The following is a 26,614-nucleotide window of genomic DNA, read 5'->3' as shown; positions in this document are numbered from 1 at the left end:
GCCAGCATCCATCGATGCGTAGTCTTCGGATCGGTGCTTGTCGTCCTCGTGGCACTCGCGGATGCGTTGCTCGACAGGAACTTCAAAAGGCAACCGACGATCAGCCTTCGCGAGTTCCGCCCTACAGGCCAGAATGCGTTCGGTGCACCGCATCGTAGGGGCGAGGTCACCGTCGCTGCCGATTCACCCTGGAGCGACAAACCCCGAGTGCGTGTCTTTTGCAACCTTGAATAGGGATCTGGAACCGGCGACACAGCTCGGAACGAAGCTGTCGGGTATCGCCATGGCACGGGGTGGATGGTGTGGGTCTCTGCTGGTGGCAGCCCTTGCCTCTACAGTGCCAGCTCAGGCACAGGTCTCACCGGTCGACATCTTCGGTACCCTGATCGGGGCCGCTCAGGCACAAGCAGCGCGCGAGGCCTGGGCACGGCTGCCAAACCAAGATCGTGCGTGCCTGGATCGAGCCCTCGCCCGTCAGAATGCCGATATTGCCAGTTTGACCCAGCGCGGCATTGGTCCGGACGATGGCAGGTTGAGCGGGGTGTTCGCCCAGTGCCGGCGCTTTACCGAACCGAACCTCAAGCGTGGGTTCAGCTGCACGGTGCCGGACGATAGCGGATGGTCGATCGCGACAACCTGCAATCAATCGTTCGCCTACCGCGATGGCGATGGCCGCGTCCAACCCGTCGAGGCACGGGACGCGATCGAGCTGCACTTCTCTGGCACCCGGATTATCGTCGCTGACGTCGAGACCCGCGAGGCACGTGAGACGCGTCGCGCCCGTGCCGAGGCGCAAGGCCGCGCCGACCAACTGCAGGTGCTCAAGGGATCACTGGCGACCTATCAGCGAGACCCCTCCCCCATCGTTCGGTCTGAGATCGCTCGGATCCAGAACCGGATCGATCAGCAACTCGTTGCACGCACCGGACCGTCCGCACCCGATACCGAGGCGATCCAACGCGAGATCGCTGGATTGGCCGCACTGTCCCAGGGTGAAACCGTGCGCATGGCTGCGCTCGATCGGATGAGCGGGCTGCGCGCCCAAGCCGAGGCCCGCACCAAATCCGATGTCCCTGAGAGACTGCGCAAGCGGCTGGCGGATCTGCGCAAGGATGCCGTGTCGGTTTCCGAACCGCCCCGGCTGGTCGCGACCCCGAAGGTGACGGGTCCGACGTCCGACCTTGGGCCCTCGTTCGATTGCGAGCGTGCGAACACGCCCCTGCCGACCCTGATCTGCGAGGATGCCGGGTTGCGGCGCGTCGATCTCGACATGGCCCGGGCGTTCTACGCACTCCGGCAGCTTCGCCCTGAGGCCGCGGCCGAACTCAAGGAGGCCTCGAACGACCTCGTAAAGCGTACTCTCGCCTCTTGTCGGATCCCAGAAGCCGGTAAGGTCACGGCGGCTGTTCGGAAGGCCATCCCCTGTATCGCCGCAACCTACCAGCGTCAGCGGGACGCGTGGTCCGCCCGCGTCGGTCGTGAAGGGCCGGCCTCGGCCCGACAGGAAATCTCCCGGTCGCTGGAGGAACACGTTCGCCTCCAAGACGCGCTGCGCAACGCGGGCTATCTGCCCGCCGACGCATCCGCAGACGGCGTCTACGGCGGTGTCACGCGCAAAGCACTCGTCGCGTTCGCCGAGGCTGAAGGCATGACCGCCGACGGTTTTCTCGGTGACGGGCTCGCCTCCAAGCTCGGGCGTGGTTTGTCCCCCGCACCGAGCGTCTCGCTAATCACCGATCCGAGCCTCCCCGCGCGCATCGACGCCGTCGCACGGCGCTACGAAGGCTACCTGGCCGACCTCGGCGTAGAGGAGCGGGATCGCAGCACGCGCCTGCAGGCGCAGCGCCAGATCGACGAACAGCGCAAGCGCGTCGAAGCCCTCCTGGCCGGACCCGTACCAGAGGACCTTCGGCCGGAACTCGCCGTGCTGGTCCAACAGTTCGACGGCACTACGCCAAAAGATCTACCGAAGGCCGCCGAAGCGATCCAACAGCGCTTCTTACAGATCGAGCCACGAGTGCGGGAGGCCGAGGCGATCCAGCGCGCCGTCACCGACAAAAACCGCTTTCTCGTAGACGGTGAACCCGGCGATTTGCTGCTGCTCTACAATAGCTCCCCCCGCGCCGTCGCCGTCGTCCGCGGTCTCGACGGCAACCTCGTGTTCGACCCCGAACGCACTGTCGCCTGCGCGGTGCCTGAAGCGCTGGGCGACCGCATCGCTCTGGAGCAACTCGTCGCCAAAGCGCGAAGCCTCGGCGCACCGGTTAAGGAGACGCTGCCTCCGTGCAGCGGCGCGCAGCAGCAGAGCGCCGATCTCGTCGTGTTCGAGCGCGGCGCTCTACGCACGCAGGTTGGGGTGTTCCAGACCATCGCCTCGGCCGTCGACACGGGCGTGTTCACCCTCGGCGGTACAGTGCCGAAGTCGGACATCGAGGCCGCACGCCAGGCGGAAGGGATCCGCGCCGCCGAGGCCGAGAGCGAAGTGGCGCGTGGAACGTCGGACGGCTTGGCAGTCCTCGCTTTTGGCCCTGGGTCACGCACGATCTGCCGCATCGCGGCAGGGGATAAGCCGCTTCACGATCAACTCCTGCAACCCTACGAGGCCTTGCTGAAGGCGGAGCTACGCGGTGTGACGACGACGGTCACGGCGACCGCCGACGGGGCCTTCCTGTCGATCAAGCGCGGGCAGTGCGGAGCCGTCTATGGGACCGCCAAGGACTTGGCCACGCTCGTGACGGGGCTCACCCGCGACGGCGTCACGTTCCGCTACCTGCCGATCTGGATCACGCCCGAGGCCGTCGGCAAGGTGCAGGCCGCGCTGACGGAGCAGCAGGCTTCCAAGCAGCGCGATCGCGAGCAGGACGAGCATCGACGCGAGCGCGATGCGGCCGCGCGTAGCCGTGTTGCGCTCGTCGACCGGCTCAAGCGTGATCAGGCCGAGGCCGAGCTCACTCTCAAGGGCGGCATCCCGCAGGATCTTCAGACGTTCCTCAGCGGCTTCGTCGCCGAGGTCGCGGCTATAGCGCCCGAGACGACCGATGCCAGGCTTGGGGAGCTGACCGACGCCTATGCCGGGAAGCGCGCCCGCGTCGACGAGGCGGCGCGGCTCGCCCGGGCGGTCACGGCGAAGAGCCGCTTCCTGATGGACGGTGATCGCGGCGACCTGATCATTCTGTACAACGACAGCGGCAAGGCCCCATCGGTCGTGCGCAATCTGCGCGGCGAGTTGGTCTTCGAAGACGGACGCGCCACCGCATGTCTGTATCACGCCCCGCTGTCCGACGTGTTCATGAACCGACAGATCCGCGACCGGAGCGCAGCGCTCGGAGCCAAGCTCGACCTGCCGCTCGGATCCTGCGGCGCGAACGGTCTCGCCCAGCAGGATCTCGTGTTCGCCGAGCGCGAACGCCTCCTGCGCGAACCGGTCGACCGCGTGATCGGCTTGGTCGAGGCGGTCAATGGCAACCTGTTCGCCCGGCTCGATGTCGTCGCGGCAGGCGCGCTCACGGCCGCCAAGCAGGCCGAGGCGGCGCGAGCCAGCGAGATCGAGGCTCGGGTTCGCGGTCGGGGGGGAGATGGGTTCGGGATCGTCGTCGTACCCAACGCATCGAGCGTGCTGTGTCGGATCGCACCGAATGATGCGGAGGCGCATACGGCCATCCTGGCGCGTCTCGACGACCGGGTCGGGGACGAGTTGCCCAGCCAGCCGGTGATGACCCCGACCTCGGCCGACGGCGCATTCATCGCGATCAAGCGCGGCGAATGTGGTGCGGTCTACGCCGAGACGACTGACCTCGCCGCGCTCGACGATGCCATGAACCGCGACGGTATCGCGCACCGCTACCTGCCGATCTGGATCGAGCCCGCCGAGATCGCACGGACGCAGGACGCGATCGAACAGGACAAGACGCGTAACGCCGAGCAGCAGTTCAAACGTCAGCAGGAACTCGAAGATCGGAAGAAGCTCGATATAGAGAAGCAGAACGAGGCGAGCGTGCGCCGTGCCGCCCAGGAACGGGCGCTCCGCGCGCAGTACGGCGAGCGCGCCCGGTTCTTCGAGCAGGCGCTCGGTGAGGAGGTCCGCGCCTTCGCCACCGGCACTCAACCGGCCGCCTTCGTCGATCGGTACCCAAAACTCGCCCGGCACTATCAGGGGCAGCGCGACGACCGCTGGGAGTTCATGGCGGTCGAGACCCAAGTGCTCGACTACGGCACGGCCCTGTACAAGGATCGCCCGCTGGAAACCGCCCTAGCGACCACGCGGATCAAGATGCGCAACCGCATCAAGGGCGAGTATCAGGACGTCTGCTACGTCACCGGGTTCATCAACGACGCCGAGTTCGGCGTCATCCGTGATCCGTTCGGCGAGCCCTGCGATGACGTCGGGGGCAAGCTCGCACGGTATAAGCTGGGCGAACACTTCACCAGCCGCTGGATCGTACCGTGAGCGACACGATGATCGAAGCCGATGGCGAGATGGCGGTGCAGCGCGGCGTGCGGATCACGTGCGCGGCCACCGAGCACGTCAGCCACGCTTATCACGTGAATGCGATCCCGGTCGTCCGCGAGATCGTCGTCACCAATGCGACCGAGGCGGATCTCTGAAACCAACGAAAGCGTTTTGGGCTCAATCCACGGCATCCTCACTCAAGGCCGCCTTGAAGAAGGCATGTGGCGTCTCGACTTCGGTCAAGCAGCCACGCTCGATCTGCCAGAAGCGGTTGCCAACCCTCTCGGTGAAGCGACGGTCGTGCGAGACGAGATGGCAGGCCGCTTCACCATTCATCATCTCGGCTTCCAGCGCCTCCTGGCCATCGATGTCGAGGTGGTCCGTCGATTCGTCGAGGATGTAGAGGCTGGGCTCCTCCAGCCGGAGAATCAGCACGGCGAGACGCGCAAGCTGGCCGCCCGACAGGATGCGGATGCTCCTATCCTGCCGCTCTACAGGAAAGCCGGCCCCGGCAAGCAGGGCACGGATCCGCGCATCGCTGAGGTTGAAGCGCTGGGAGATCGCCCCGGATACGGTCTCGCTCGGACCCAGACGACTCAAGGTCTGGTCGCAGAAGAGTCTCACGATGACGTCCCCCTCACGCCCGACCCGGTCATGCTTGCCGTCGCGATAGTGCACGTTGCGGCATGTGGTGGCGGTGCCTCAACGCCTCGGAAACCGGTCGTTCGCCCCAACCTAGGGTAAACCTTAGCCTTGGCGAAAGCGATCCGATCGGCGTACTACCGGATCGCAGCCTGCTCGTTCGCTGAGGAAGCAGGCTCTCGGAGGACGGGAGCAGACGTGGACGCTCAGGCCAGTATCTCGCAAGAGGAACTGCGCGCGGTTTGGACAAGGATCGTCGATGGAGCTGGCCTGCCCGAGCATGATCCACGGACGATCGTCGCAGCCTGCCGCGGCCTTGACCATGGTCCCGATGCCCGCCTCCGCGGAGCGATGGTGGTCCATCTCACGCAGGTGGCCCAGCAGATCCTGCGTCCTCAGGTCGCCGCACATTACCAGAATCGTTCACGAGATCCCGTGGACGAGGTTGTGGAGGCTATGGTCGAGGCCGTCCTCAACCCGAACTCGGCTGATGGCGTCGGCTTCGAGAGATCCTTTCGCGGCAAGCTCGAGAAGCGCCTCATCGACCGAATCCGACAGGAAAAGAAGCGCCGTGACGTGTTCCCGCTCGTGGAGAGAGATGTCGAAGAGCCACCTGTCGAACCCCTGGATTGGAATTCGCTCGGCCCGGAGGACGTCACGGTGATCTGCTCGATCTTGGAGAGTCTACCGGGCAATCATCGCCGCGCATTTCTGCTCCACTGGAAGGGCTTTGGCTTCACCGCGAACGAGGGAGAGAGCATCGCCAGCATGCTGGGCGTCACGCCCAAGACGGCCAAGGACTGGGTCACTCGCGCCGAGACGCGGATCCTCGAAGCGCTCGGCCGATCCCGATGACAAATCCGGAGAAAAGCCTCGACGAGGTTCTGATCCAGTTCCACGAGGCGGTGGAGCACGTCACGCCTGAAAGCGTGCGGGCTTGGACGATGGCCTACCCGCAGTATGCCGACGAGATTCGGGCGCACGCGGTCGAGAAGCTGGACATGGAACACTGCCGTCGTAGCGCAGCATCCAACATCGAAACGCGCGACTATTCGGCCCTGGTCCACGCTGCGGCACAACGATTGGCGGCGGTGCCGGGTACGGCACCAGTCCCGGATCTGCGAGAAACGCTGGCCGCACAAAACTCCGATGTCCGCACTTTCGCCGCCGCGATCGGCATCGCGCGCGCCATCGTCGCCGACATCACGACAGGGCAAATCCTCGTCGACACGATCCCGCGCCGATTCCTGCGCCTCGCTGCGGAGCTGATCGGTTGCGACCTCGCGCAGTTCAAAGCCATCGTCGAGAACTCGCGAGCCGCTCCTGTGGCCGTGGCCTTCAAAGCATCCGGCAAGCCCACGGCTGGACGGCCTCGAACTTGGGAGGAGGCCGTCCGCGCCTCCAGCATGACCGAAGACCGAAAAGCGTTCTGGCTGGCGGACGAGGATTGAGCTCGTGGATACGTGGCGCGAGGTTCGGGTCAAGGCTCGCCGGTGCCACGCGCAGGCCGCAGCCCGAGCCAGTGACGGCACAGCCGGGGCGCTTGTGGCGGCGGCGCTCGCGATTGCGGACCTCGAAGTCGATCTGTTCGATCCTGGCACCATCCATGGTCCTGAGGTCGTCGGTGCTCTCGATCGAGGCCCCGGCTTTGTGCGCCTCGCGACGACGCTGGACGACGGGCAGAAGACGATCGTCAGTGCCCATGAGATCGGCCACTTCTATCTCCACGACGAACAGCAATCCTTGGTGCGATCGACGGAGGCCGCCTTCGGCGGACAGCCCTTTGAGACCGGGGGCGAGAAGGTCGTTGCCTACTCGCCACGCGAGCGTCGCGAGATCCAGGCAGACGTCTTCGCCCAAGAGTTTCTTCTGCCCGCAGATCAGCTCCGGCAGCGCTTGGTCGCCGATCGCTCCACGCCGTCGCAGATTGCCGCAGACGTAGGATTGCCGGTCGCCTTCGTGACCATGCAGGCGATCCGGGCGATGCTGCTCCCGCCTCTGCCCGAACAGGGTGAGGACGAGGAGTCGTCGCCCGCGATCCCGCTGGACGCCGATCAACGTGTGGCGGCGGAATGGGGCGACACCCCGCTGATCGTTGATGCCGGCCCCGGCACAGGCAAGACGAGCACGCTCGTCGGTCGCGTCGAGTACCTACTCGCCCAAGGGGTCCAGCCTTGGGAGATCCTGGCGCTGACGTTCTCCAATCGCGCCGCGGCCGAAATGCGGGAGCGGATCGAGCGCATCGACGGCGCGGCCGCGCAGCAGATCTGGATTGGGACCTTTCACGCTTTCGGTCTTGAGATCCTGCATCTCTACGGGAAGGAATGCGGCCTACCCGACAAGCTCGACATCCTCGACGAAGCCGGCGCGCTCGGAGTGCTCGAGGGCTTGCTGCCGGGCCTGACCCTGCATCATTTCCAAAACCTCTGGGACCCAGCACTTGAGCTGCGTCCGATCCTGCGCGCGATCTCCCGCGCGAAGGACGAGATGATCACGCCTGAGATGTATCTTGCGGCGGCTCAGGCCGCGTTGGCATCCGCCGAAAAGCCGGAGGCCATCGAGCGTGCCGAGAAGGCCGTCGAGGTCGGCGGCGTCTACACGGTCTACCAGAGCGCGCTCGAGGCGTCGGGCAAAGTCGATTTCGGTGATCTCGTCGGCACGGCCGCGCGGCTGCTAAAGGACCATGACGCCGTCAGGGCTGCGGTTCAGGCTCGACACCGCTACGTCCTGCTCGATGAGTATCAGGACGTGAATTCCGCCAGTACGGCCTTGCTCGACCAGATCGCGGTGGGCGGACAGAGAGTCTGGACCGTCGCCGATCCGAGGCAATCGATCTATCGCTTCCGCGGGGCCGCACCGAGCAATGCAACCGGGTTCACCACCCGTTACTCGGGCGCGCAGAGCCGCCCGCTCACAACGAACTATCGTTCGGGCTCGGCCGTGGTGAAGCTGTTCGAGTGCTACGGCAGCGCGATCGCGGCTGCGCCGAAGCCGGCCGTATCGTGGCATCCGAAGCGCGGTGCCGTCGGCTTCGTCGATCACATTCAGGCCGAGGATCTGCGCTCCGAGGCCAGCGCCGTGCGCGATCAGATCGAACGTCTCGCCGAGAAGGGGATCGCGTACGATCAGCAAGCGATCCTGGCACGGACGCATCTGTGTCTGGCGCGATTTGGACGCCTGTTGCAGGAGTTCGACGTACCGATCCTGTATCTCGGCGACCTGTTCGAGCGGCCCGAGATCCGCGATCTCCTCTCCCTCGTGTCACTCGGCGCGGACGCCGACGCGACCGGCTTGCTCCGCGTGGCCCAGTTTCCGGAATACGGCGGCACGCGCGAGGATGCACTAGCAATCATCCGCGAGGCGGCAGCGACCGGCGAAAATGTCCTCGCGATCTGTGCACGCGCGGCGGCGATCGATGGCATAACCGGGCGCGGGGGCGCGGGGCTGCAGCGCCTGGCCGAACACCTCGCCGATGTCGGCTGGACCACGACCGTCTGGCAGGTGCTGGTGCGCTATCTGTTCGAGTCGAGCGGCTATCTGCAGCGCTTCGTCGAAGATCCGAGCGTTCGCGCGCAGCAATGCCTCATCGCGATCTATCAGCTCCTGAAATTCGCGCGTGAACACGCCGACGCGACCCGCGGCCGTGGCGGCCGTCGCCCGTTTCTGGATGCGATCCGTCGGCTCGAGCGCCTCGATGATGACCGCGCCTTCCGGGTCGTTCCGCCCGAGGCCGACAGCATCCCCGCCGTTCGCATGATGACGGTGCATGCGGCCAAAGGCCTCGAGTTCAGAGCGGTCCATCTGCCGCAGGTGGCCACGCGCTACGTGCCGAGCAAGCGTCATCCCATCCGATGTCCAGCCCCCGTCGGGTTGGAACACCTTGAGGTTCAACAGGCCGACCACGACGCAGAAGAGGAGTGCCTGTTCTTCGTCGCCTTGTCCCGGGCGCGCGACGTACTCTCAATCAGTAGCGCGAAGCGCTACACCGCGAAACTGAGCTGCAGCCCGTCCAAGTACTTGAAGGATCTCGCCGCGGTTCTCCCGAAGCCCCGTTTGGCCTCGACGATCGCGCCAGCGATCTCCGTCACGCCCGTCGTCCCTGTGCGCACGTCCGGCGCGACCTACGATGAACGGCATCTGCTGATCTACGTGAAGTGTCCGGCGCGCTACCGCTACGAAGTTCTCGACGAACTGGGTGATCGCAGCGCGGGGAGCGCATACTTAGCCTTCCATAGCTGCGTACGCAGCACGATCGCGTGGATCTCCGCGCAGCGATCCGAAGGCGCGCGAGTCGAACTCTCTGACGCGCGCGAGTACCTTACGGAGGTCTGGGACGAGCGCGGCCCGTGCGGCCACGGGTTCGAACCGGTCTATCGCGCCGCCGCTGAGGGGATGGTCGCCAACGCCGTGACCGCTCTCGCCGATGACGGACAGGTGATCGATCGGCACTGGAACGTCGTCGTCGGCGGGCGCACGATCCATCTGCGGCCCGATCGCGTCGTCGAGATGCCGGACGGCACCATCCTCGCACAGGTCTTCAAGACCGGTCGCAAGTCGAAGAGTGAGCGGACCAAGGCGGTCTGGGAGTTCCTCGGAGAGGCTGTTCGTCAGACGCATCCCGGGCGGCCATTCGAGCTGCAGGCTGTCTACCCGGCGATCCCGGAAGCCGTGCCGATCGACCCGGACCAGGGCGGCAAGGGCATCGCCGAGTACGGCACGGCCCTCGAGGGCATCGAGGCTGGCCGCTTCGAACCGACGCCGTCGACCGATTGCCCGACCTGCCGGTTCTACTTCGTCTGCACCGCCGAGGATTCTTTCTGACCGGGCTACCGAATCGCCGCGTGCCGCTTCGCTGAAGGTTGCAGAAGGGCGGCTCGATCGTGCCGCCCGCGATGCGAGGCTTGGCGATGCACGAACACGAGACGGACGGCGAGAAGATTCAGATCGGCGACGAGAACCTCGCGTTCCAGGACTACATCCTGCCCGATCCGATGCCGACGGGGCGGCAGATCATCAAGGCCGCCGGCAAGCACCCGATAGACGACTACGTCGCTGTGGCGGTACCGCCCGACAGCGTTCTCAAGATCCTGCACCTCGACGAGACCTTCGACCTGCGCCCCCACGGCGTCGAGCGGTTCCTCGTCTGCCCGAGCGAGACCACCTACCGGATCTTCATCGACGGGCAGGATCAGCAGTGGCCGGTCCGTCGGATCACCGGCGTCGTCCTCAAGACGCTCGCCGGGGTCGATCCGGCCGGGTTCGACGTATTCCTGGTCCTTCCAGGCGAGGACGACATTCTAGTCGCCGATCACGACTTGTTCGACCTCGCACGGAAAGGCGTCGAGCATTTCCAGACGGTGCCGCGCAAGGCTCCCGCCGAGCATGGCATCACCCTGCAGGTCGTGGTCAACGGCACCGAGACCGAGCTCAAGGTGCACGCGGAGACGCCGCTGACGCAGGTCCGCACCGAGGCGCTGCAGAAGTCCGGGAACGTCGGCCGGCCGGACGACGATTGGGAGTTCAAGGACGAGGGCGGCAACCTCCTCGACTTGTCGCAGACGGTCGCCGGCGTCGGCCTGCACGACGGTGACTTGGTGTGGCTCAGCCTCAAGGCGGGAGTCGCCGGTGCCTGAGCCGCAGACGGTCGATCCTGAGGTCTCGCGCGCGAAGTTCGCGCGGGAACTCGCTGATTACCGCGCCCTGGAGGAGACCTACCGCAAGCGCGGCCAAATCCTCCTCGACGCCACCTTCCCGCAGGTCTGCGTGATGTTCGCGGTTCCCAAGCTGCGCCCGTCACCGATCCTCGCCTGCGTCGTCGTCGATTTCACCGACTACGACGTCCAGCCGCTCTCGGTCCGCTTCGTCGATCCGTTCACCCGAGAGCCGGTCAAGGCGAAGGACATGCCCCTTCCGATGCTGCGTCGGCCGCCGGTGCCGTCCGGCATGCCAATGGAGATATACCTGCAGCACCTGCAGCAAGGCCAGATGCCGGTGAACCTGCTGCTGCAAAATCACGGCCCCGAAGAACCACCTTTCCTGTGCTTACCTCGCGTCAGGGAATACCACGAAAACCCCGCGCACACAGGTGACTCATGGTTTTTGCACCGTCGTTCTGGCGAAAGCTCTTTGGCTTTCATCCTCGACACGATCTGGAGCCACGGGATCAACCCGATCGAGCATTACCAGTTCGTGGTGCAGGCCCAGATGCCGATGATCGGGGTGGGGGTCAACTTCGAACGCGTGCCGGAGTGAGCGGCCTCGCGGCAGTGCGGCGCGTGATGCTGCCAAGGTCGTGCGCAGACGCAGCGCAGCAGCACATGCGATCCGTCGGTCGCGACGGGCACGAGGGGTTAGCGCTCTGGGTCGGGCGTCAGGACGGCGAACGGTTCCAGGTCGAGCAGACCTGGATCCCGGCCCAGCGACACATCAGCACCGACGACGGCGTCTGCGTGTGCATCGAGGCGGACGAGCTCCACCGCATCAACGTCCGGCTACACCGCGAGAAGCTCACGCTGCTCGGGCAGATCCACAGCCACCCGGGCCGGGCCTACCATTCGGACACCGACGATGCATTCGCGATCGCTACGGCGGTCGGGAGCCTGTCGCTCGTCGTGCCCGACTATGCGGCCCGCCCGTTCGCGCTCGCAGAAGCCGCCGCTTATCGCCTCGATGCCCGCGCGCGATGGGCACGGGTGCCCGGAAACGCGCTGACGCAACTCATCACAATTACGGACTGAGCATGGCCCTCGCAAACTTCTTCGACCGTGCCGCCACGGCCGCGTCGCAGGTCCTGGCCGGCTTCGGCGTGGCTGCCTTCTCTGATCGGCTCCAAACGCAGGTCGTCGGAATCGCCTTCGACGGGGCCGCCGCCCGCTCGCCGGAGGGCGCAGCTCTTCTTGATCTCACGGTCCGCCTGCTCGCCCGCCTTTACCCGACCCTCGCGATCCACGCCGCGGACGATCAAGCCCGCGAACGGGCCGCCGAACTCTTCGGCGTCGCCCGTGCCATCAATCCGGCTATCGACCTACAGGAGGATGCCGGGCGGGCGACCATCACCGTCTGCGTCGGGCAGACTGTCCCAGAAATCGCGGGCACAAAAACCTTTGCCGGTTCTGACGGCTGGATCGCCCGTTTTTCGTCTACGGGGCCGGTCGGGTGCAGGACGAGCGCCAACCCGTTCGGGGCAGGTGCTGCGGCTTGCATCGCCGTCGCCAACGTCTTCCGCGCCGTGTTCGCCGATCAGATCCCCGCCGGCGGCCTCGACGGTGACATTGCCCTGGACCTGCGGAGTTACTGCTCGACCGCGATGAGCGCGACAGGCGGCGAAGTCGGCCCGGTCGATCTCGGAGAGACGCACCTCGTCGGCCTCGGGGCCATCGGCAACGGTGCCGTCTGGGCGCTTGCGAGGCTGCAGGCGTTGTGTGGCACGCTGCACCTCGTCGATCACGAGACCGTCGACCTGTCGAACCTGCAGCGCTACGCGATGATGGTGCAGTCCGACGTCGATACTGCGAAGGTCGAAGTCGCCGCAACGCTGCTCGCCGGCACGGGCCTGCGCGTCGTGCCCCATCGTGCGACGTGGGGGGCATACCTCGCCGCCCGGGATGATTGGCGGCTTGAGCGCGTCGCCGTCGCCCTCGATACGGCGCGGGATCGCGTCGCCGTTCAGGGGGCTCTTCCCCAATGGATCGTTAACGCCTGGACGCAGGAAGGCGACCTCGGCGTGTCCCGCCACGGCTTCGCTGATGGTCAGGCTTGTCTCGCCTGCCTCTACCTGCCGACCGGGGAGGTCATGGACGAGGACGACCGCATCGCCGATGAGCTTGGGCTGCCAGAGGCTCAGCCCGACGTGCGGCGCATGTTACAGACCTCTGAGCCGGTCCCTATCGCGTTCATCGAACGGATCGCCACCGCACTCGGCGTGCCCATCGATGCGCTACGTCCCTTCGCCGATCAGCCGCTGCGGAGCTTCTATCAGAACACCATGTGCGGCGGTGTCGTGTTTCAGCTGACCAACGGTACGCGGCCAGTTGGGACCACCGTCCCTATGGCTTTCCAATCCGCGCTCGCCGGCATCTTGCTCGTCGCCGACCTCGTCAAGCACGCTCGAGGCGAGCTCAACAACACCACGACCGCAACGCGCATCGATTTGTTGCGGCCGCTCGGCACCTACCTCAACGACCCCCGTGCCCGTGATGCAACCGGACGATGCATCTGCGGGGATCGCGATTTTCAGCAGGCCTATCGAACGAAATACCGGGGCTGAACAATTCACGATGCTGACACCCGCCCCGCATCAAACACTTGGGGATTCCCCTCTCCAAAGAGTCTCGAGAGGTAGGAGATCAGAAAACGGCGACCTTTTACATTATTGCAATGAGCCCGAAAGAAGCGAGCAGCCACATCAATTCCAAATTTAAGACTTCGTCCAGGGGCAGACGCGCGACGGGCGGAGCTTGCGCATTCCGCGCCTGTCCATCGGCGTCATCGGCAGCGTCCAACCGGATCCGCTGCGCGACGTCGTCACGAAATCCGACGACGGCCTCGCCCACCGCCTCCTGTGGATGTGGCCCGAGGCCCCGACCGGCTTCAAAATTATATGCTGATCGGACACGCATGAGAAGGCCGATGACGACCGGGCTGACGAACTCGGTGGGCGGACCAAGTCGCCGCGGCATTCGCTGCTCGGGAATCCTAAGGTACTCGATTTAGGCTGGGTCGCCCGCGTATCGCCGGCCTTGCGCTACTTGAGGCTGTCCCCATACAGTCCAGCTCAGGACAGGGGGAAAGCCGTGCAAGACGGTATCCAAATCACGTGCTCGGTCACGGAGCACGTCAGTCTCGCGTATCACGAGAATGCGGTTCCGGTGATCCGCGAGGTGGTGGTCGCGAACACGTCCGAGCAGGAGCTTTCCGATGTCCGCGTGCGGATCGAGAGCCGGCCGGCTGTCGTGCAGCCGCTCACGCTGCGCATCGATCGCATCCCAGCGGGATCGAACCACCACATCGAATTGCCCGACGTTCGGCTCGATGCGGCCCTACTCGCCGGCTTCACCGAGGCAAGCCGTCTCGAACTGACGGTCATCGTCGAGGATGCCGCCGGCGAGAGAGCTCGGCATCTCGAAGAGCTTCGGGTCCTGCCGCCCTCGCACTGGGGTGGCGGCCGAAGCGCGCCCGAACTTCTCGCTGCGTTTGTCCGCCCGAACGACCCCGCCGTCGATGTCGTCCTACGCGATACCGCGACCAAGCTCGGTGAAGCCGGGCGTGAGACAGGTCTGAACGGCTACAAGACCGCCAAGAAGTCCCGCGCTTGGGAGTTAGCCGAGGCAATCTGGGCGGCGATCGCGGACCGGCGGATCGCCTACGTCCTGCCGCCCGCGAGCTTCGAGCGGGCCGGCCAGAAGGTCCGCGGTCCGAGCGACGTGCTGGAGCGGAAGGTCGGCACCTGCCTCGATCTCTCGCTGCTCTACGCCGCCTGCCTTGAGCAGGCCGGGCTGAACCCCGTGCTTGTCCTCACCGTGGGACACGCCTTTGTCGGCGTCTGGCTGCAGGACGACGACTTCGCCAGCGCGACCGTCGACGACATGCAGTTGCTCCGCAAGCGGCGCGACCTGCAGGATCTCGTGTTCGTTGAGACGACCCTGCTCACGCCCGATCCGCCGGCGACGTTCAAGGTCGCGACCACCCAGGGCAGCGTCCAAGTCGAGGACGAAGCCCCCGCGGCGCTGGAAATTGCCATCGACGTCCGGCGCTGCCGTCGGCGTGGGATCCGTCCGATGGATCTCGGCGAGGGAAAGCCGACCGGCATCGCGCCTGCGCCGACGATCCCGCTGAACCAGACGCTGTCCGCGCCGCCGAGCTTCGAAGAGGAAGCGCGCGCGCCGGTCGACGAAGCTCCCGAGACGCCTGTCGGCCGCGTGGAACGCTGGAAGCGCAAACTTCTCGACCTGACGCTTCGGAACAAGCTGCTGAACTTCAAGCTCGGCAAGGGCTCCGTCAGCCTCGAATGCGTCTCGCCCGGGGCGCTGGAAGACGGCCTCGCAGCAGGGACTGAGTATCGCCTGAAGCCACTCTCGGACGTACTGACCGGATCCGACGAGCGCAGCGCGGACCTCTATGCCCGCCGCCATCATGACGATGGCCGCCGCGCCTACCTGGAGGCCGCGCTCGCGCGGAAGGAGATCTACACGACCTCGACCGAGGGCGATCTCGAGCGTCGCCTGCTCGATCTCTATCGGCTCGCCCGCAACGGCTTCGAGGAGGGCGGGGCCAACATCCTCTTCCTCGCCGTGGGCTTCCTGTCATGGACGAAAAAGGAGGGCGAAGCCGCCTATCGCGCCCCGCTTCTGCTCGTCCCCGTCACCCTCAAGCGGTCGAGTGTGCGGGCTGGCTTCAAGCTCGCCCTCCACGACGAGGAGGTGCGGATCAACCCGACCCTGCTCGAGATGCTGCGCGAAGACTTCAAGCTCCGGATGCCGGAGTTGGAAGGGGATCTCCCTCGCGACGGCTCCGGGTACGACGTCGACGGCATCTTCCGGATCGTCCGCCAGCACGTGAAGGAATTGCGCGGCTGGGAGGTGGTGCCGGACGTCGTGCTCTCGGCTTTCTCCTTCACGAAGTACCTGATGTGGAAGGACTTGGTTGACCGCGCGGAGGTGCTGAAGCGCAACCCCGTCGTGCGCCACCTCATCGACACGCCCAAGCACTCCTACGGCGACGGTACGCCCTTCCCGGAACCAACACGCCTCGACCGGGAGCACCCGCCCGAGACCGTGTTCGCGCCGCTGTCGGCCGATTCCTCCCAGCTCTCGGCGGTTCTCGCCGCCGCCGGTGGCAAGGACTTCGTGCTGTTCGGGCCGCCCGGGACCGGCAAGAGCCAGACGATCGGCAACATGATCGCCCAGTGCCTCGCGCAGGGGCGCACCGTGCTGTTCGTCTCGCAGAAGACCGCCGCCCTAGAGGTCGTGCAGCGCCGCCTTCAGGAGATCGGCCTCGGCGACTACTGCCTGGAGGTCCATTCGACCAAGGCCCAGAAATCGGCTGTCCTCGGCCAGTTGCGCCGGGCCTGGCACGAGCGCTCGACGCCGTCACAGGGCACCTGGGATGCGGCCACAAGCGAACTCGCGAGCCTACGCGAGGAACTGAACGGCCTCGTGCACGCCCTGCACCGGCGACGCGAGAACGGGCTTTCCGCCTACGAGGCCTTCGGGCGCGTCATCGCGACCGGCGGTGGGAAGCCCCCGCTCGTCCTCACATGGCCGGATCACCTCGCCCACGACGAGACGACGCTCGCCAATCTGCGGACGGCCTGCCGCGAGCTTCGCCCTGTCCTCGCCTCCGTCGGCACGCTGGTGGATCACCCGCTCCATGGTGTTGAAGCCATCCGGTGGTCGCCGGTCTGGCGCGACGACATGGGAGCCGCAATCCGAGTCGTCGAGCAGACCCTCGGCGCGCTCCGAGTCAGCGGGCAGACCTTCGCCGAGGCGATCGGCCTACCCTCCCTGCTGGCGACCTATGCCGGCACGCGCGGGTTGGTGGTGCTCGGCAACTATCTCGTGCGCTCCGAGGCGCGCTGCGGAGCCGCCTTCCTCGCCGACGAAGCTGGCGACCTGCGCCGAGCCGTCGCCGCACGCGAGCGCTTTCAGACGACGAAAGCTCAGCTGCTCAGCCGGCTCACCGGCCGGTACGGACCAGGCATCCTCGATCAGAATCTGAGCGCGTTGCTGGCCGAATGGGTCGCCGCGCAAGGGGCGAACTTCCTGGTGAAGGGCGGCAAGCTGAAGAAGGTGTCCGCCCAGGTTCAGCCCTACGCCGAGGGCCCGTTGCCACCCGATCTCGGGCCGGATCTCACGGGACTGATCGAGGTTGCCAAGCACGTTAAAGCCGGATGCCTGGAGGAGTTGATCCTTGCTCGGCTCGGGCTACCGTGGAGCAATCCGGACTGCGCAGCCTCTGAGTTCACTTCGGCGATCACCTGGGCCGAGAAAGTCGACCACCTACTCGACATCCTCGGCCCCTTGTCGCTCGGGATCGACGGCCTGCGCGATCACCTCGTGCACCTCGTCGAGCGGCAGGGCCGTGCGCTGGCCGACGGTGGGCGCATCGCGCAGAGCTATGCCGCCTTCGCGGAGGACCGGTCCCGGGCAGACGACGCGATGAAAGCGCTCGGCGTCCTGGCCGGGCGCGCCAATCCCGAGGAGCCGTTGGCCGCCGATGCCGACTGGATCGAACAGAGCCTCGCGCTCGTCCGACGGTGGTCGTCGGGGCTTGGACGCGCCCAAGGGTGGTGCGCGTGGCAGTCCGCCGCCCAGAATGCGCGTCAGACCGGTCTTACACCGCTGATTGACGCCCTGGAGGACGGCCGCGTCGCCTCTGACCGCGCGGAACTGGCCTTTGAGGCCGCCTATGCGCGCTGGTGGATCGACCGCGTCGTCAGCGACGACCCGGTGCTGCAGCGCTTCCTGCCCGAGCGGCATGAGGATGCGATCCAGCGTTTCCGCGCCACCGATGCCCGCGTCACCGAACTCTCGAAGCAGGTCGTCCGCTCGCGCCTCGGCGGCGGCATCCCCGGAGCGACCGCCTTCGGGGCCGACCCAGAATGGGGAACGCTCTCGCACGAGCTGACGAAGAAGACGGCGCACATGCCGTTGCGGAAGCTGTTCGGTCGGATGCCGACGGCCCTGACCAAGCTCACCCCCTGCGTGATGATGAGCCCGCTCTCGATCGCGCAGTACCTGCCGCCGGACAAAGAGCCGTTCGACGTCGTCATCTTCGACGAAGCGTCCCAGATCTCGCCCTGGGACGCCATTGGCGCGCTCGCCCGAGCCAAGCAGGTCGTCATCGTCGGGGACCCCGAGCAGCTGCCGCCGACCAACGTCGGCGATCGCGGCGTCGATGACATCGAGGACGGCAGCGACGTCACCGACCAGGAGTCCATTCTGGACGAGTGCCTCGCCGCCAACATCCCCCGGAGAAACCTCGACTGGCACTACCGGAGCCGCCACGAGAGCCTGATCGCGTTCTCGAACAGCCGCTACTACGGCGGCCGGCTCGTGACCTTTCCGTCGCCCGTGACCGACGACCGGGCCGTCCGGCTCACCCTCGTGCCGGATGGGGTCTACGAGCGAGGTTCGGGCCGCGTGAACCGGCCTGAGGCCCGCGCCGTCGTCGCGGACATCGTGCGTCGCCTGCGCGACCCGAGCTTCGCAGAAGAGCGCCGCTCGCTTGGCGTCGTCACGTTCAACGGCGAGCAGCAGCGCCTGATCGAGAACCTTCTCGACGAGCAGCGGCGGTCCTATCCCGACCTGGAGCCCTTTTTCGACAAAGACCGCTGGCACGAGCCTGTGTTCGTGAAGAACCTTGAGAACGTGCAGGGCGACGAGCGCGACGCCATTATCTTCTCGGTAGCGGTCGGCCCGGATCAGAGTGGGCGTCCGGTCAGCACGGTGTCGTCGCTCAACAAGGACGGCGGCCACCGCCGCCTGAACGTCGCCATCACCCGCGCCCGGCGTGAACTCGTCGTGTTCGCCTCTATGAGGCCGGAGCAGATCGATCTCGGCCGCACGCGGGCGCGAGGCGTCAAAGACTTCAAGCACTTCCTCGAATTCGCCGAACGCGGCGCGCGGGCGCTGGCCGAAGCCTTCGCGCCGACGGGGGGCGATGTCGAATCTCCCTTTGAGGCCGCGGTCATGGCGGGGCTCGAAGCGAGGGGCTGGACCGTCCACACGCAGATCGGCGTGTCCGGCTTCCGGATCGACCTCGGCATCGTCCATCCCGACGCCCCTGGCCGCTACCTCGCCGGCGTCGAGTGCGATGGCGCGACTTACCATAGCTCGGCCACCGCGCGGGACCGCGACCGCCTGCGCGAGCACGTGCTGACCGACCTCGGTTGGCGTATCCGCCGGGTCTGGAGTACCGAGTGGTGGATGGACGCCGAAGGCGCACTCACCAAGCTCAATCAGCGCCTGGTCGAGGACCTCGAAGCCGATCGCGCCAAGGCTGCGCCGGCAGCGCCCATCGACGTGGCTGTTGAACCCGAGGCGGTCGAGCACGGAGGCGATGAACCGACGCCGGAGCTCGAGAGCGCTTCCCCCGTCGCGGACACGCCGAGCGAACCGGCGAATGATCTGGAGCCCATCGACGAGCCGCTCCCACAGCGCCGCTACGCGGATCAGGCCACGTCGATCATGCAGCCAGCCGCGAGACCGGAAGTTCATGACGACGTGCGGGACTACAGAATCGCGAATCTGAATGACTTGGAACGGCCGGTCGAACCTGGCCGGTTCTACGATGCCTCCTACCGCCCGGCTCTCAGCGCCATGGTAGACCATGTCCTCGTCGTGGAAGGGCCGATCTACGAGGAGTTGCTTATTCGGCGCATCGCTCGCGCTCATGGCCTCCAGCGCGTCGGTCCTCTCGTGCGAGAGGCCATTGCTGCCCAGATCGATGCGGCCATCGCGCGAACCGACGATGAGGGACGTCTCCTTCTATGGCCGCGTGGCAAGGAGCCCAGGACGAGCTATCCATACCGACCGGCCGACGCGACCGCCCGCAGTCACACCGACACGCCCATGCCGGAACTCGTCGGGATCGCGACGACCCTGCCATCCAACGCCTCTGAAGCGGAGCGCGCGAGGATGATCGGTCAGCGTCTCGGGCTGTCACGCATCGAAGCGTCCGCGCGGTCTCGGTTCGAGAAGGCGAGCGAACTCGCCCGCCAGTCAGCCGTGTCGTGAGACGGGGATGCGCGTCGGGATCGTCACGACTCTAGTTTTGCTCGGCAGCTTCGAGGCTGCGGTCGCACAAGGTGTTCAGGACGATCCACGGCGTAGACGGCTCGTCTTGCCGTCAATCCGAGAGGCGACCGACTGCATCGCACGTGAGACCCTGAACGAACCCGGCATCGAGGGCGCGACGAGGCCTGGCCAGCTCCGGGCCGCTCTAGCTCAGCCCATGCGTCGATGCGCTGACGAAGTCGACGCAATGATCGCGGCGCATGACCAGGTTTACTATCCCGGCTACGGCGAGGCCTTTTTCCAAGGGCCTTATCTCCAGGACCTCGTGCGGGCCATCCAAAAACGGATCGGTCCCGAACTCGCGCGCCGCGCTTTGGAAGCCGCGGAACGCGCTGCAGCTGCACAACAATCGAACCCTGGCTTCCAGGTGGCCCAGCCGGCACCGAAGCCCTTCGATCAGAGCGCCGAGCAGGCCAAGCGCGAGACTGAAGAGCGCGAGAAGCGCGAAGTCGACGCAATGTGGCAACGGGCCCGCCAAGCGAATGCGGCCCCCGCGCCTACACCTGCGACTGCACCGACGATGAGCACGCCGGCTGCCCACTCGACCCAGCAATCCACCTCGACGGATCAGTCAGGAGGTGGAGGGTCCGCGCTCGGCGGGTTCGTCGCGCTGGTGATCGGAGTCTTCGTGTTGCGCGAGGCGGCCAAGCGCCGAGCCAGGAAGCGCCGCTACGAGCGCTTGATGGCGAAGTATGGCGACGCTTCGATCGTCGATCGGATCATGGCCTATGAGATGTGGCAAGGCATGACCGCAGAGATGTTGACCGATTCGTGGGGATCCCCTGTCGGACGTGATCGTGAGGTCTACAAGACCCGAACGACTGAAACCTGGAAGTACGGTCAGACCGGGAAAAATCGCTTCAAACACCGTGTTTTGGTCGAAAACAGCATCGTCGTTGGTTTCAAGCAGAGATAGCGCACTGTTGGCCTTGAGGGAGCGTGGAGAGGGAGGCTCAGGGCGAGAGGTAGCTAATCTCCGTTCCTGGCCTCCCCGCAACACAGACACCCGTCACGGACGCACCTGGGCGGATGAGGCCTCCGTCCGAAGCCGGCGGGCAGTAATTGGGCGTCGCGTCACTGCCAATCGGCAGACCGTTCGAAGGTTGGATCATGCTGCGCCGAGCTCGGCAGCGCTCGACATTGAAGCTACCCGCGTCGATGCGATTGGCGCGAGAGGGGACAATGTCCGACGGCTGTAAGCCTTCAGGTCAATTGGCCAAATTTTCTGAGATGGTGGTCGCGTGGATATTAGCCATTCTTCCGGCACGCAACCCCCGATCGACGCGAGCGACAATTCTAAGTTTTGCGGCCATCGCTCGTGAGCCACGACGCCTATTGGACTGCCATGGCATGGTGTGCTTCGGTGACACGCCGCTGCATCCGACATCCGCAACCTAGAGGCTGTTACGAACTGCAGCGTAGTCGGCGGCCCTTCGGAGGAGCAGGACGCTGAAGGCGACGAGGTGCAATCCGGCCAAAGTGGCTGGCAGGCGCTCGTAGTCGCGAGCCAATCGGCGGAAGCGGGCCATCCAAGCGAAGGCACGCTCGACGACCCATCTGCGTGGCAGCAGCACGAAACCGCGCTTGGCCTCGGGTAGCTTCACGACCTCCAGAGCGATGCCGTGATCGGCTGCTGCCTTCGCCGCACGCTCGCCGGTGTAGCCTTGATCGACATAGGCGAGGTTCACGCTGTCGCCGGTCGCCTCCTGCACGGCATCAGCCAACCTCGCCACGGCGGCGCGGTCGTCGGCATTGGCGGGCGTGACGTGCAGGGCCAGGACCTGACCGAGCGTATCGACGGCCGCGTGCAGTTTCGAACCCCGGGTGCGCTTATGTCCGTCCCAAGCGGCGCGGGCACCACTCTCGGGCGTCGAGCGCAGCGTCCGGCTGTCGAGGACCACGGCCGAAGGTTCCTCGGTCCGGCCCGAAGCCAGGCGCAGCACGGCGCGCAGGTCGTGGACCAAGGTCTCGAAGCAGCCCGCCCTCAGCCAGCGTTGGGCTTGATCGTACACGGCGTGCCAGGGCGGCAGATCGTGGGGCATCGCACGCCAAGCCACGCCGTATCGCACCACGTAGCGCAGCCCATTGAACACCTCCCGCAGGCTATGCTCGCGCTGGGAGGCCGTCTCAGGCAGCAAGGTCAGGTAAGGCGCGACCAGCGCCCATTCTTCATCGCTGACATCGGACGGATAGGCACGGCGGGAATGCATCCTGCCAAAACTGGCGCAGCCGCAGGTCCGTAACAGCCTCTAGCGAATTCAGTGACGCTCGCTCGCTCGCTGATCCGCGCGTCCCGCAGTTGAGCGCATCAAGTTGTCTTCGTGGGTAACCATGGCGCGTGCGACCTGGAGAGCGCCTGAATAATCGCCTTTGTCCAAACGCTCATCGAGTGCGAGGATGAATGGATTAAGCAAATCGGTGGCGTTCATCGCCAAGCTTGCCAAGCGCGTGATCGCGTCATCAAAGCGTCGATGGCTGCCATCCCGGTGGGCTTGATCGACCAAGGCATGGATTGCCCGAGAAACGGTATCGACGCGCGGTCCCTCGTCCCGTTCAACGCTCTGTGCGATGGTCGACATACAAGGAGCGCCCAATTCTACAATTTGGAAATTCTGGCTTACGATGATATGCGCCCGATGGTTTACGAAGCTTAAACAGAAAACGGCCGAGGTTGCCCCCGGCCGTAATCCGACGAAAGCGATCCAATCAGCGCAGCAGCTGCAGGATGCCCTGGTTCGCGGTGTTCGCAAGAGACAGCGCCGAGATGCCGAGGGACTGACGGGTAGACAGCGCCTGCGAGTTCGCAGCCTCCTGGTTCATATCGGCGTTCGTCAAGTTGCCCGAGCCGGTCGTCAGAACGTCGATGATCTGCTTGGTGAAATCCTGACGTGTCTGCGTCAGCGACAGGGCGCTACCAAGCTGGGACGACTGCGTCTGGATCGTGCTGAGAGCACTCGTGAGCGAGTCGGTAATCGCGTCGAGATTGTCGTTGTTCGTGAAATCGTTCGTGGTTCCGTCCGCCTTCGTCGAGGCCTGCGACAGCCCGAGCGAAGTGTAAGACAGTGCACCGAACGCCGTACCGTCAGGATTCTGCGTCTGCACGTTCAGAGTGCTCGCGTCCTTCCCGGTCTTCTCATTGAAATTCAGCTTGAGTTTATCGCCAGCCAGAAGGTTGGTACCGTTGTAGCCGGCGTCCTTGGCCATCGAGTTCAGCTGGTCGAGCAGGCTGTTGAACTGATTGGCCGCGTTCTGCCGAGTGGCGCTGAGGAACGGAGTTCCAGCTGTCAGTGTCTTTGTAGCCGTGCCGCCATCGAGATTAGCACCCGTGAAGCCGGTCAGAGTAATGTCTTTGCTGGTGGCGTTCTGAAGCTGAAGATTGCCGCTGGCGTCTTTCGAAGCGGTCACTTTACCGGAAAGCGCGGCGTTGTTGTTAATCGACTTGAGAAGGAGATCGGTCGTCAGGACCGCCGTCGCGCCGGTTGCGGCCACCGGTGCGCCGAAGGCAGCGGCTGTCGTACCGGCGGTATTGTTGCTGGCATCGGTGGCACTAACGGCGTTGCCGTTGAAATCCGTCAGGACAACTTTGCCGGTGCCGTCCTTCGATGCGCGCACATTGGCACCGTTGGAGTCCTTGTCGAGCGCAGCGTTGATCTTGGTGACAATATCGTCAGCCTTATCGGCATCAGCCAGCGTCACCTTCACCGTGCCGCCGCTCAGGCTGCTCGACGAAATCTGGATGTCGCCGCCCTTACCCGTACCCACGCTGCCACCGGTACCAGCCGGGACGGCCGAGGCGGTGAGCGTTGCGGCCTTCGTAGTGGCAAGGTCGACATTGACGTTGACACCACCGGAGAGCCCGACCGTGAGCTGCTTTCCGGCAGCTGTCGCCTGGTTCGTCCCGACCGACAACGTCGCGCCGAGGGTCACCGAGGACGAGTCTTGCCGAGCGGTCTTGACGGTCGACTGCAGCTGTTGAATCACGCTGGTGATCGACGTCAGGCCCTTGTTCGCCGCCTGCATGACCTGAATGCCATTGGACATCCCGTCGAGGAGGCCCGACAGCTGACTGGAACGACCATCCAAGCCGGCAGCCGTGAAGAAGTTGACCGGGTTGTCCAGCGCGCTCGAGACCTTCTTGCCGGTCGCGAGATGCTGCGTCGTAATTGCCTGCAGCGACGACGTATCCTGCAACGACAGCAGGCCCTGACGAACGTTCGCGGCGAGATTGATGGACGACATCGAATGATCCTTGTTCTAGATCAGCAAGCCACCTTACTGGGCGGTGACACGGTGTGACACGGAACATCCTACCGAGCGGTTAAGCGGATTTGGTAAAAATCTGCTCACGCAATCGCTAGTATTTGATAAAAATCTCGATCTCGAATTTGTAGTTTCACCTCTCACAGATGGTGGTCGCAAATTGATTTCAATCGGACAGTTTATATAAAAATGTATCGCGTGACCGTTCGTCAGAATGCAAATTATACAGAGAATACAGGTAGATAGATCGTCGACGTGGTCCCGAAAGAGGCGGATTGGAAGCTCGCCGTCCGCTCAACGTTGTCAACCGCTGATTCGGCGGAGGGCGGTACGAAGCGGGTTGACTTCACGATGATGGTCTGCCGTTACAAACGCCACATGGACATCGATTGCCACCACCGGCTGATCCGGATTGGGTAGCGACCGGCGCGGCTTGCCAAGACGGTACGCAAATTCTCAGTCACAAGCCGTAGGCGGACCCCGCCAGCGGCGTTTAGTAGGATACCGCTGATTGCTTGAAGGCCAATGACGTGCACTTCGCACCCTATGCCTTCGGCTTCTGCATCATTGCAAGACATAGCTGGGCAAACCGTCGGTGGGGGACCTAGCGCCCGGGCCCATAAAGGTGGCGCGGATGGCTGAGGTGTAATTCACGGTGGAGTGCACCCTGTTTGACCGGACAGGCAGCGGGGCGGGTTTAGGCAGTCCGGCTGAAGTACTCTCGGGGCGAGAGCATGCGCAGGCCGGAGTGCGGGTGGATCGTTTTGTAGTCCTCGAACCAAGCCGGCAGAAGCCGCATCACGGTCTCGGCGTCGGCCAAGATAGCGAGGCGGGCATAGTCGCGCTTGAGCGTCTTCACGAACGCCTCCGCGATGCCGTTGCTCTGCGGCGAACGCACCGGGGTGAACAGCAGCCGTAGGCCGAGCGCGGCGGCCGTTTGCGCTGTCTCCTTGGCGATGTAGGCGGAGCCGTTGTCGGACAGCCACTCGACCGGGTGCGGGGTCTTCGTCGCGCCGAACCGGCGCTCGCAGCAGGCGATCATCAGGTTGCAGACCATCTCGGCCGAGACGCCCGTCGTGGTCGCCGACCACGCGATGATCTCACGGTCGCACGCGTCGATGGCAAACAGCACGCGGACGACCGCACCGTCCCGGCAGCGCAGTTCGAGGTGATCCGAGCACCAGCGCACGTTCGAGCGCAACGCCACCACGGTGCCGTCGTGGGTGCGGCCGGGCCGCCGGGCGGTGTGCGGCGCGAGGGTGAGCCCGTTCGCCCGCAGGATGCGCAGCACCCGCTTGGCATTGACGCTCGCCTCGCCGCGCGAGTGCAGTGCCCGGTTCACCAGTGCGGTGACGCGGCGATAGCCGTAGCTCGGGCGGGCATCGACGACCGCGCGGATCGTCGGCAGCAGCTGCGCATCCTCGGGCTTGCGGTAGGGACCGCGCGGCTGGGCGGGGCGGCTCAGGCGCTCGGCCAGGTGGGAGCGGGCCACGCCGAGCGTGTCGGCGACCGCCTTCACCGCGAACCGCCCGTCGAACCGCTCCAGGAGCTGAGCGGCGAGGTCGGTTTTTTTGTGCGAGCGAGGTCGAGCGCCTCCTTCAGGATCTCGACCTCCATGGTCTTGCGCCCGAGCAGGCGTTCGAGGTCGCGCACGCGCCGCTCCAGCTCGCGAACCCGGCTGGTTCCGACGACCTCCTCGTCGGCGTGCACGGCCTGATGGCCGCCCTCCAGCATGCGCCGCTTCCACGAGAACAGCAGGCTGGGCGAGATGCCGTAGCGGCGGGCGACGAACGACACGGACGAGCCGGGCTGCTGGCTCTCCTCGACGAGGCGGATCTTCTCGGTGGTAGACCAGCGCCGTCGACGCTGAACGCCGGTCAGGATCTCGCCGTGCACCGGTGGGGCGGTCGGATCGGATGACATAGCCTTACCCATAGGCCAACGCCTATGCCTTCGTGAGCTATGCCACCTGTCCGGTCAAAACGGGGTGCAGTTCATACGGCTCCTGCGGGAGGGGCCGAAGGATCCTTCCTGTCTGACGGACTGGCAGTTTGCGAGGATCGCACCGCCCTTGCCGAAGGACACGCGGGGCAAGGAGCGCGTCGACGATCGGCGCGTGATCAGTAAGCGATGTTCCGGCCCCATCTTCTGTGGGGCGACCTGACCGGGCAGTTTGACGATCCGCCACGAGAGGATCGTTTTGTGTCTCGACTTGACCGTAGACTTGAGCCGGAGGGGACGGTCCGGCGTTTTGAGGTGATCGACGGCGCGGTCGGCCGCAGGCGCTGGAGCGCGGACGACCGGGCGCGGATCCTGGAGGAGACGTTCGTTCCGGGCGCGGTGGTGTCGGTGGTGGCCCGCCGGCACGGGTTGACGCCGCAGCAGCTGTTCACGTGGCGACGCGAGGCGCGCCAGGCCGCCGCCGCGCTGCCGGCTTTCGTGCCGGCGGTGACCGCACCCGAGCCCA

Annotated in this window: 17 protein-coding genes and 2 pseudogenes; 14 read left to right on the top strand and 5 right to left on the bottom strand. The window is 65.4% G+C overall.

Annotation, left to right across the window (positions count from 1 at the left end; genetic code table 11):
* Positions 1-316: 316 nt before the first annotated feature.
* Entirely contained in the window at positions 317-4,447 is a 4,131-nt protein-coding gene (locus BMY19_RS12820; protein WP_170862967.1) for a peptidoglycan-binding protein, read from the top strand.
* On the top strand, positions 4,444-4,605 hold the full coding sequence (locus BMY19_RS30880) for a hypothetical protein (RefSeq protein ID WP_170862966.1): 162 nt from the start codon (positions 4,444-4,446) through the stop codon (positions 4,603-4,605). Before BMY19_RS12820 ends, BMY19_RS30880 begins: the two co-directional genes overlap by 4 nt.
* 22 nt (positions 4,606-4,627) lie before the next feature.
* Here BMY19_RS30880 and BMY19_RS12815 read toward each other — a convergent pair whose 3' ends face one another.
* A complete protein-coding gene (locus tag BMY19_RS12815; protein WP_100251956.1) occupies positions 4,628-5,128 on the bottom strand; it encodes a P-loop NTPase family protein in 501 nt (166 codons plus the stop codon).
* A gap of 162 nt (positions 5,129-5,290) precedes the next feature.
* Between BMY19_RS12815 and BMY19_RS12810 the strand changes: the two genes are divergently transcribed.
* The 10 genes and pseudogenes from BMY19_RS12810 to BMY19_RS31315 all read left to right on the top strand — a co-directional run bounded on the left by BMY19_RS12810 (position 5,291) and on the right by BMY19_RS31315 (position 20,803).
* On the top strand, positions 5,291-5,947 hold the full coding sequence (locus BMY19_RS12810; RefSeq protein ID WP_139215637.1) for a sigma-70 family RNA polymerase sigma factor: 657 nt from the start codon (positions 5,291-5,293) through the stop codon (positions 5,945-5,947).
* Positions 5,944-6,543: a hypothetical protein gene (locus BMY19_RS12805; RefSeq protein WP_100251954.1), complete on the top strand. Its 600-nt coding sequence runs from the start codon at positions 5,944-5,946 to the stop codon at positions 6,541-6,543. The genes BMY19_RS12810 and BMY19_RS12805 overlap by 4 nt, the downstream gene beginning before the upstream one ends.
* A 4-nt stretch (positions 6,544-6,547) precedes the next feature.
* Entirely contained in the window at positions 6,548-9,913 is a 3,366-nt protein-coding gene (locus BMY19_RS12800; protein WP_100251953.1) for a UvrD-helicase domain-containing protein, read from the top strand.
* Between the two features lie 86 nt (positions 9,914-9,999).
* On the top strand, positions 10,000-10,725 hold the full coding sequence (locus BMY19_RS12795; RefSeq protein WP_170862965.1) for a multiubiquitin domain-containing protein: 726 nt from the start codon (positions 10,000-10,002) through the stop codon (positions 10,723-10,725).
* A complete protein-coding gene (locus tag BMY19_RS12790) occupies positions 10,718-11,344 on the top strand; it encodes a putative metal-binding protein (protein ID WP_100251951.1) in 627 nt (208 codons plus the stop codon). The genes BMY19_RS12795 and BMY19_RS12790 overlap by 8 nt, the downstream gene beginning before the upstream one ends.
* A 65-nt stretch (positions 11,345-11,409) precedes the next feature.
* Positions 11,410-11,829 carry a Mov34/MPN/PAD-1 family protein gene (locus BMY19_RS12785; RefSeq protein ID WP_244534906.1) on the top strand — a complete coding sequence of 140 codons (420 nt, stop codon included), beginning with the start codon at positions 11,410-11,412 and terminating at the stop codon, positions 11,827-11,829.
* A gap of 2 nt (positions 11,830-11,831) precedes the next feature.
* A complete protein-coding gene (locus BMY19_RS12780; protein ID WP_100251949.1) occupies positions 11,832-13,358 on the top strand; it encodes an E2 ligase fold family C protein in 1,527 nt (508 codons plus the stop codon).
* Positions 13,359-13,545: 187 nt separating this feature from the next.
* Positions 13,546-13,698: pseudogene (locus tag BMY19_RS30470) on the top strand (hypothetical protein); the annotation flags it as partial.
* A gap of 186 nt (positions 13,699-13,884) precedes the next feature.
* A complete protein-coding gene (locus BMY19_RS12775; RefSeq protein ID WP_100251948.1) occupies positions 13,885-19,827 on the top strand; it encodes a DUF3320 domain-containing protein in 5,943 nt (1,980 codons plus the stop codon).
* 7 nt (positions 19,828-19,834) lie between these two features.
* The gene (locus BMY19_RS31315) at positions 19,835-20,803 is read left to right on the top strand and encodes a hypothetical protein (protein WP_244534905.1); all 969 of its coding nucleotides are present in this window, start codon (positions 19,835-19,837) and stop codon (positions 20,801-20,803) included.
* A 478-nt stretch (positions 20,804-21,281) separates the two neighbouring features.
* Here the strand turns inward: BMY19_RS31315 and BMY19_RS12765 are convergent, their stop codons facing one another.
* From BMY19_RS12765 to BMY19_RS12755, 4 genes are all read right to left on the bottom strand, one after another.
* Positions 21,282-22,097, bottom strand: coding sequence for an IS5 family transposase (locus BMY19_RS12765; RefSeq protein ID WP_100251947.1), 816 nt, complete (start codon positions 22,095-22,097; stop codon positions 21,282-21,284).
* Between the two features lie 48 nt (positions 22,098-22,145).
* A complete protein-coding gene (locus BMY19_RS30465; RefSeq protein ID WP_139215634.1) occupies positions 22,146-22,466 on the bottom strand; it encodes a hypothetical protein in 321 nt (106 codons plus the stop codon).
* 127 nt (positions 22,467-22,593) lie between these two features.
* Entirely contained in the window at positions 22,594-24,126 is a 1,533-nt protein-coding gene (locus BMY19_RS12760) for a flagellin N-terminal helical domain-containing protein (RefSeq protein WP_100251946.1), read from the bottom strand.
* A gap of 718 nt (positions 24,127-24,844) precedes the next feature.
* Positions 24,845-26,082 (bottom strand): IS3 family transposase gene (locus BMY19_RS12755; protein ID WP_100251945.1). Its coding sequence is split into 2 segments (ribosomal slippage): positions 24,845-25,722 and positions 25,722-26,082, totalling 1,239 coding nucleotides; the frame shifts between segments, so codons are not numbered across the junction.
* Between the two features lie 100 nt (positions 26,083-26,182).
* Between BMY19_RS12755 and BMY19_RS12750 the strand changes: the two are divergent.
* Together BMY19_RS12750 and BMY19_RS30460 are read left to right on the top strand one after the other, a co-directional pair.
* Positions 26,183-26,272 (top strand): annotated as a pseudogene (locus BMY19_RS12750) (IS5/IS1182 family transposase); the annotation flags it as partial.
* Positions 26,273-26,277: 5 nt separating this feature from the next.
* A partial coding sequence (locus BMY19_RS30460) for an IS66-like element accessory protein TnpA (protein ID WP_139215633.1) occupies positions 26,278-26,614 on the top strand: 337 nt, incomplete at its 3' end.

Origin of the sequence: Methylobacterium sp. UNC300MFChir4.1 (genome assembly GCF_900110155.1) — a bacterium.
In the GTDB taxonomy this organism is placed as follows: Bacteria; Pseudomonadota; Alphaproteobacteria; order Rhizobiales; family Beijerinckiaceae; genus Methylobacterium.
This window is presented reverse-complemented; position numbering and strand designations above follow the sequence as displayed.

Coding starts and splice junctions, on each gene's coding strand:
- BMY19_RS12805 (WP_100251954.1), top strand. CDS start 5,944: ATGACAAATCCGGAGAAAAGCCTCGACGAGGTTCTGATCCAGTTCCAC.
- BMY19_RS12795 (WP_170862965.1), top strand. CDS start 10,000: ATGCACGAACACGAGACGGACGGCGAGAAGATTCAGATCGGCGACGAG.
- BMY19_RS12785 (WP_244534906.1), top strand. CDS start 11,410: ATGCGATCCGTCGGTCGCGACGGGCACGAGGGGTTAGCGCTCTGGGTC.
- BMY19_RS12780 (WP_100251949.1), top strand. CDS start 11,832: ATGGCCCTCGCAAACTTCTTCGACCGTGCCGCCACGGCCGCGTCGCAG.
- BMY19_RS31315 (WP_244534905.1), top strand. CDS start 19,835: ATGCGCGTCGGGATCGTCACGACTCTAGTTTTGCTCGGCAGCTTCGAG.
- BMY19_RS12765 (WP_100251947.1), bottom strand. CDS start 22,097: ATGCATTCCCGCCGTGCCTATCCGTCCGATGTCAGCGATGAAGAATGG.
- BMY19_RS30465 (WP_139215634.1), bottom strand. CDS start 22,466: ATGTCGACCATCGCACAGAGCGTTGAACGGGACGAGGGACCGCGCGTC.
- BMY19_RS12760 (WP_100251946.1), bottom strand. CDS start 24,126: ATGTCGTCCATCAATCTCGCCGCGAACGTTCGTCAGGGCCTGCTGTCG.